Origin of the sequence: Halorubrum sp. CBA1125, from assembly GCF_009742825.1 — an archaeon.
GTDB lineage: Archaea > Halobacteriota > Halobacteria > Halobacteriales > Haloferacaceae > Halorubrum.
In genome coordinates this window covers 1-5,712 of the sequence record NZ_WPCE01000182.1, presented here as the reverse complement: position 1 = coordinate 5,712, position 5,712 = coordinate 1, and the positions used below count along the sequence as shown (strand labels likewise).

Below are 5,712 nucleotides of genomic sequence, written 5' to 3'. Positions count from 1 at the left end.
GGCGCCTCGCGGCGCCGATCGGCTCGGCGGCGACTGGCGCTTTTCGCGGTCGGGTTCTGCGGCGCGTTCACGACGTTCTCCTCGTTCGCGGTCGAGACCGTCTCGACCGCGGCCGAGCGGCGACGCGCTCCGTCGCGGGGCGGTTCGCGGCCGCGAACCTGATCGCCGGACTGGTCGCGTTCTTCGTCGGGGCGACGGCGGTCGCGGCGGCGGTGTGACGGCGCGGTCGTCGGTCGCCGTCCCGGTCACGGTCCGCCGCGACGGCGTCGGACGGCGGCGATCGAACGACAGGTACAGGCCGCTTCGGCGCGTACCGCTGGCCGTGACCGACGACGACGAGTCGCTGCCGACGCCGAACGATCTCTCGATCCCGCAGCGGGCGTTCGTCGCGGCCGTCCAGAACCCGAGTCGGGGGATCCTCGTGGTCGGACTCCTCGCGCTCGGGTTCTCCTTCTACGTCGCCTTCTGGCTGGTTTACCCGCGGGTCGCCGCGTTCCTGTCCGCGGTCGCGCTGGTGATCGCCGGTATCGTCGCCCTCGTCTACGTCGTTTCGGACAGGCTCTCCGCGTGAGGTGACGCACCACCGGGAGCGACGGCGGTGGCGTTCACGGGTGGGGTTCGTAGACGCCCGCAGCGCTCGCCCGAACTCGTCTGCCAGCATCGCGACGGCGTCGCCGACCAGCACGTCGCGGTCGGCGAACGCCGCCTCGATCTGTGCGCCGAGGGCGACGTCGGTCGCCGCGTCGCTCTCGAGGTACTCCCGAACCGTCGTGAACTCGCGCTCCCGTTCGACGACGTATCGGTTCCCGTCGATGAACGGCCCGTACGTCTCCGGGTCGACGTCGTCGGCGTACGACTCGTAGAAGCGTTCCGCGTGTTTGCGGACGGCGACCGGCGGCCCTTCGTGGCGCTCGACGGCCGGGCGCGCGGCCACCTCCAGCTCGGCGTACAGCGCCGCTCGGGTCGTCCGGTCGGTCCCGACGGTTTCGTCTCGATCGCCCTCGCCGACCATCGCCCGGGCGCGGAGCACGTCGAAGCCGCGATCGTTCAGGCCGCCCACGATCCCGTCGAGCGAGCGCCGGAGCTGGGGCCACAGCTGGTCGTCGACGAGGTCGGGCGCGTCGAAGACGACCGCCACGGGGGTCGTCTCCCGCCGGTCGAGGTGGTCGCGGACACTCGACGCGTCGAGCGGCGCCGGACCCTCGGGGTCGAACAGCTCTTCGTTCGGGGCGGCGAGCAGCGCTCGGGCGTAGTGCTGGAACCGCGCGAGGTTCGACGCCGAGAGCACCGCGGCGACGTTCCGCGTCGGGTCCGTCGGGTCGACGACGACGAGCGGGTCCGCGAAGGTTCGCTCGGCGTGTCCCTCCGGGTCGAACTCCACGGGCGGGTGCCAGCTCCGCGCCGACTCCACGAGCGGGACGAACCCGTCGAACTCTAAGACGAGCAGTTCGGTCAGATACCCGGAGAAGCCCTCCGTCCGGAGGTCGCTGCCGTACGCGCCGACTCCCTTCAGGAAGGCCTTCGCGAGTACCACGTCGGACGCGAGGTCCTCGGTGAGCCGGGCGGAGAGGTACGCGTCGTGGAAGGGAGTTCGGTCGACCGCCGAGACCAGGTCGCCCGCCCGTTCGACGTCGTGACAGGGGACGAGGTCGACGTCGAACCCCTCGTAGGTCCCCTTCACGTACGGGTGTTCGGCGTACTCCTCGTGGCCGTCCGGGAGGACGGCGTGCCCGACCGCGAGCCCGTACTCCTCGAGCTCCTCCCGGGAGAGGTCCGCGTCGAACCGGACGAAGAGGTCGATGTCGCGGTCGCCGGAGACCCACGTTCCGCGCGCGGTCGATCCCACCTGCACCACGTCCGCTTCCACCGGGAGGTCGGCGACGGCCTCGCGGGCGCGACCACGGAGCTCCGTCGCGACCGCTCGCAGCCGCTCGCGCTCGGCCGGGTCGGGAGTCACGCGGTCGCGAACGCGCGACAGCACGGCCTCGAGATCGTCCATGGACGGATTTCTCCCGGTTCGGCCGAAAGCGTGTCGGTCGTCCGGGCCGGCTCGGCGCCCGTCACCGCCGCCGCGCTCGTCGCCGTCGGCGGTGACCCGCCGGCGTCGGGCGGAAACGAAAGCCCTATCAAAACGAGCCGAGTAGCCTGAATCGGGCCGAAGTAGCTCAGTTGGTAGAGCGCCTCGCTGTTAACGAGGCGGTCCCAGGTTCGAGTCCTGGCTTCGGCGCCTCTCCGTTTTCCCGTGCGTTCCACCCCTGTGACGACGTCCGTCTCTCGGTTCGTTTATCACCCCACCGCCCCTCCGATCGTCCAATGAGCGAGGCCGACGAGCAGGCGGCGGCGACGCCCACCGGCCGGGAGATCTGGATCGAGAAGTACCGGCCGCAGTCGCTCGACGACATCCACGGCCAGGAGGCGATCGTCGAGCGCCTCCAGAGCTACATCGACCAGGACGACGTGCCGCACCTTTTGTTTTCAGGACCTGCTGGTGTGGGAAAAACCACCGCGGCCACCGCCATCGCCCGCGAGGTCTACGGCGAGGAGAACTGGCGCGGCAACTTCCTCGAACTCAACGCCTCGGACCAGCGCGGCATCGACGTCGTCCGCGACCGGATCAAGGGGTTCGCGCGGTCGTCGTTCGGCGGCGACTTCCGGATCGTGTTTCTCGACGAGGCCGACTCGCTTTGCGTTCCACCTGGAACGGAGGTCGTCACCGGATACCCGTCAAACCCAGAGGTGAAACCGATCGAGGAGGTGAGTGTCGACGGCGAACCGATCCCGTCCGTCGATTTCGAGACAAACGAGATACAGTCCGACGAGGGGCATCTGGTGGACTCCGGTGTCGCGGACTTCTTCGAGATAGAGCTGGACGACGGTCGGACGATGCTCGCCAGTCCGACACACCCGTTCTTCGTTGTCGGTGACGATGATCGACTTGTTGAGAAGGAGCTACGAGAACTGTCTCCCGGTGACGAGGTCGCAGACTTCAGAGACGAGATCGGCGTGTCGCAGTGTGAGGTCTGTGGTGCCTGGACGGCGGGCCGGTTCTGCTCGATCGAATGTAAGAACGAGGGACACAGCCGGGAAATGCGCGGCGAGGGGAACCCGATGTACGGCGTGGAGTGGTCCGACGAGCGACGGGAGAAGATCGTCACCGCGCTCTCCGACGGACGGTTCGCCGGCGAGAACAATCCGAACTATGGCGGGGACTTCCATGGGATCCACGTCATGGAGATGGACGATGAGACAGTTGAACGGTTCCGCGAGACGATCAGCGAAATGCGGTCGGGTACGTCGTGGGAGGAGTGGGTCGTCGACGCAGATCCCGACGAGGTGAAAGCAGACATCGGTGCAGCCACAACTGAGTGGTGGGAGAGTCTGGACGACGAGGAGCGGGAAGCGGTCATCAAAAAGAGCGTCGAGAACTGCGACTATCCCGTCTGTGACATCAGCGGTGACAAAAACCCGATGCGTGACCCGGAGGTCGCGGCGAAAGTCTCAGAGGCGTTGCAGGGCCATGAGCCCACAGGCGGTAACATCAGACACAGTGACGATTTGGGACACCTCGTCCGATCCGATTGGGAATACGAGGTCGGTAAGAAGCTGCAAGACGAGGGAATTGAGTACGAGCCGGCGTTCGAGCTGTCTGACTCCGTGTATCACCCCGACTTCGTGGTGGATAAGACGGTAATCGAAGTCAAGGGGGTGGCCGCGCTTTGGGGACAGACCGAAAAGGTGGAAGAGTTCCTGGAGACCTACGGCGACGAATACACCTTCGTAGTCGTCGGTGACGGTGAGCTTCCCCACCACGCACACTACGAGAAAGACGAGTTCGAAGCCACTGCCGTCACAGATGGTGGTGTGAAGTCGGTTCAGACCGCCGAGATCAGCCGCATCGAGTACAGCCATCGCGGAAAGGCGTACAATATCAGCATGGAGGGAACGCCCAACTTCATGCTCGCAAATGGCGTGTTAACTCACAACACCGACGACGCTCAGTCAGCGCTTCGCCGGACGATGGAGCAGTTCTCCGACAACACCCGCTTCATCCTCTCGTGTAACTACTCCTCGAAGATCATCGACCCGATCCAGTCGCGGTGTGCCGTCTTCCGGTTCTCGCCGCTGTCGGACGAGGCGGTCGCCGGGCAGGTGCGCGAGATCGCCGCCGCAGAGGGGATCGAGGTGACCGACGCGGCCGTCGACGCCCTGGTCTACGCGGCCGACGGCGACATGCGCCGGGCGATCAACTCCCTGCAGGCGGCGGCGACGACGGGCGACGTCGTCGACGAGGAGGCGGTGTACGCGATCACCGCCACGGCCCGGCCCGAGGAGATCGAGTCGATGGTGACGGACGCGCTCGCGGGCGACTTCACGAAGGCGCGGGCGACGCTCGACACGCTGCTCACCGAGACGGGGATGGCCGGCGGCGACGTCATCGACCAGCTCCACCGCTCCGTCTGGGAGTTCGACCTGACAGAGCGAGAGGCGGTCCGGCTGATGGAGCGGATCGGCGACGTCGACTACCGGATCGCGGAGGGCGCGAACGAGCAGGTCCAGCTGGAGTCGCTGCTCGCGTCGCTGTCGCTCGAATCGGCGTAGTCGACCGCCGCCGTCGACCGCTGACCACGGTCCGATCGTCGACCGTCGACCTCCGACCGCGGTCCGACCGCCGACCGCGATGGATCTCTCCCGTCCCGCCGCCCGCGTCCCCTCGGTTTAAGCCCGGTCGCCACCGAGCGCGGGTATGCTCGTCGTCGTCGCCGACACGCACGCACGCGAGGAATCGAAGCTCCGCGGGCGGACCCTCGACGCGGTCCGCGAGGCGGAGACGGTGATCCACGCCGGCGACTTCTACCGCGAACCGGTGCTCGACGCCTTCGAGTCCACCGCCCGGTCTCTCCGTCCCGTGTACGGCAACAACGACGACGCCGCGATCCGCGACCGCGTGCCGGAGGTCCGCACGGTCGAGTACGCCGGGACCCGGTTCGCGGTCACGCACCGCCACCGGAGCGGCGACACGGGGCTCATGATGCTGGGGCGGGGCCGCGACGCGGACGTCGTGGTCTGCGGACACAGCCACCGACCCCGCTTCGACGACTCCGGCGACCTCCCGATACTGAACCCCGGGAGCCACGCGCAGCCGCGGGGGAACCGCCCGGCGCACGCGGAGCTGGAGCCGGCGAACGACGGCGACGACGGGTCTGCGGCGGCTGGCCTCGTCGGGCGGCTCGTCACCCCCGACGGCGACGTCTTCGAACGGTTCCAGATCTGAGCGACGTCGAAGCGTCACTGCTCGTGCTCTCCCCCGGCGGGCGGCGGGAGGGCGTACGGTGGTCGAACTCCTGAACGTGTGGCGGTCGAACTCGGCGGTCGACCGGTCTTCGGCGCCGGCGGACAGAAGAGCGGCCCGCCGGACGGGGGAACCGGCGGGCGACGCGACGCCCCGCGAGGCCGACCCGCACCGGCGGCGGACGCGATCGGCAGGGGGATGGCGATCGGCGACGACCGTGGGCAACAGGTCGGGGGCAGGCGCCGGGAGCGGTCGTCGACGAGCGTCCGCAGCGTGCGGGCCGGCGTTCGGGTGAGGGCCGAAGCGGGGGTCGCACTCACGACTTGTGGCGGTGAAATATTATAAGTAGCTTATGCACAAAGGCGTATTTTAGCTACTGTCCCCGCCACCTGCCTCGCGGTTCGCCGTTCGCACGCCGGCGG

The 5,712-nt window shown here is 68.2% G+C and carries 5 protein-coding genes, 1 tRNA gene and 1 pseudogene; 6 read left to right on the top strand and 1 reads right to left on the bottom strand.

The features are described from left to right. Positions 1-33 precede the first annotated feature (33 nt). Positions 34-162 carry a CrcB family protein gene (locus GJ633_RS18370; RefSeq protein WP_343160897.1) on the top strand — a complete coding sequence of 43 codons (129 nt, stop codon included), beginning with the start codon at positions 34-36 and terminating at the stop codon, positions 160-162. Between the two features lie 154 nt (positions 163-316). Next, positions 317-571 (top strand): hypothetical protein, encoded by a 255-nt coding sequence (locus GJ633_RS17925; protein WP_394351163.1) that lies wholly within the window; start codon positions 317-319, stop codon positions 569-571. Positions 572-605: 34 nt separating this feature from the next. Here GJ633_RS17925 and cca read toward each other — a convergent pair. Next, positions 606-1,999 (bottom strand): annotated as a pseudogene (cca, locus tag GJ633_RS13335) (CCA tRNA nucleotidyltransferase). 155 nt (positions 2,000-2,154) lie between these two features. Here cca and GJ633_RS13330 point away from each other — a divergent pair. The 4 genes from GJ633_RS13330 to GJ633_RS13315 all read left to right on the top strand — a co-directional run bounded on the left by GJ633_RS13330 (position 2,155) and on the right by GJ633_RS13315 (position 5,585). Beyond that, positions 2,155-2,227 (top strand) — tRNA-Asn (locus GJ633_RS13330). 86 nt (positions 2,228-2,313) lie between these two features. Further along, the gene (locus tag GJ633_RS13325; RefSeq protein WP_156589208.1) at positions 2,314-4,599 is read left to right on the top strand and encodes a replication factor C small subunit; all 2,286 of its coding nucleotides are present in this window, start codon (positions 2,314-2,316) and stop codon (positions 4,597-4,599) included. A 145-nt stretch (positions 4,600-4,744) separates the two neighbouring features. Continuing rightward, positions 4,745-5,272 carry a metallophosphoesterase gene (locus GJ633_RS13320; RefSeq protein WP_156589207.1) on the top strand — a complete coding sequence of 176 codons (528 nt, stop codon included), beginning with the start codon at positions 4,745-4,747 and terminating at the stop codon, positions 5,270-5,272. A 58-nt stretch (positions 5,273-5,330) separates the two neighbouring features. After that, on the top strand, positions 5,331-5,585 hold the full coding sequence (locus tag GJ633_RS13315) for a hypothetical protein (RefSeq protein WP_156589206.1): 255 nt from the start codon (positions 5,331-5,333) through the stop codon (positions 5,583-5,585). Positions 5,586-5,712: the final 127 nt, after the last annotated feature.